Source organism: Citrobacter sp. GW821-FHT02E08 (genome assembly GCF_059421685.1).
The window spans coordinates 1-1,140 of sequence record NZ_JBWKVL010000040.1 but is presented as its reverse complement, the minus strand read 5'-3'; the positions used below and the strand labels follow the sequence as shown (position 1 = coordinate 1,140).

At 40.4% G+C, this 1,140-nt stretch carries 1 protein-coding gene; it reads left to right on the top strand.

All coding sequences use genetic code 11. The features are described from left to right. Positions 1-104 precede the first annotated feature (104 nt). Positions 105-1,067, top strand: coding sequence for a recombinase family protein (locus tag AC07UY_RS21740; protein WP_494701939.1), 963 nt, complete (start codon positions 105-107; stop codon positions 1,065-1,067). The last annotated feature ends 73 nt before the right edge of the window (positions 1,068-1,140 follow it).

Genomic DNA, 1,140 nt, shown 5'->3' with positions numbered 1-1,140 from the left:
CTGGTTTTGTCATGAGTCACCTCTGATTGAGAGTTTACTCACTTAGTCGCGTGTCCACTATTCGCGGGTAAGATCATATCACCATACATGATGTTAGTTTGAATATGCTGATTAACCGTGACAATAGCTCAATGCTGCCCATAATAACGATGAGTGCACAGAGGGCATTCGAAGAGTCAAAGATTAAGAGTGACCGTATTCGTGATGGTTGGAAACGTAAGAGGGAACAGGCATTCAATAACGGTACTATCGTTACGAATAAGCGTCCACAGTGGATTGATATTCGTGATGACCAATATGTATTGAATGATAAAGTGCCTATAGTAAAAGAAGTATTTCGCTTGTGTAAGGAAGGAATTGGTACACCTACTATCGCCAAGATACTAAATGCAAAAGGTGATGACTGGCTCTTTGAAAGTGGTCGGTTGTGGCGGGGTGAGTCCGTCCATAAGCTTTTAAAGAATAAGCGTGTCACTGGTTCAATTTTCATCAGTGAGATTATTCGTGATTATAATAGTGTAGAACAGAAACGATATGAAATGGACGTGTACCCAATAGTAATATCAAAGGAAGAGTTTAATTTAGTACAGCAATTACTACGCTCACGCCGTGCCAGCACTGGACGAATTAGTACGAATAAAGATACTGATGAATTGAAGAAGTCAAATATCTTTAATAGTATCTGTAGGTGTGGGAAATGTGGTGAGGCAATGTATCATAATGTTGTTAAGTCTCACCGCAACTCAAAAAAGAATGGTAAGTTCACTGAAGAGTATAGATACATTCGGTGTCTTGGGGAACGTGATAATCTATGTGACAATAAAGCACTACGTTATGAGGTAGTAGAGCAGTTTGTTCTTGAATACCTAAAAGGTATGGATTTTTCCCGTATATTAAAACCCAATAACCACAAAAGTGAGATTGATGTACTGAGACTCAATATCGATGAAGAGAAGAAGCATATCAGGGAATACCGTCAGGGGATTGAAAAATTAAAATCAATGGGGAAGAAGGTTCCCTTTGATGTGCTGGTAGAGCTTGAGGAATCGCAGAAGCGACTAAGTTGATCCTACCCACGTAATGTGGACACGGCCCTAAGCGAGGTTCTGGTTTTCAAACTGTTCCGGGCTGAGTCCGCCA

Excerpts from the sequence above, each read along its gene's own strand:
- AC07UY_RS21740 (WP_494701939.1), top strand. The coding sequence starts at position 105 with ATGCTGATTAACCGTGACAATAGCTCAATGCTGCCCATAATAACGATG.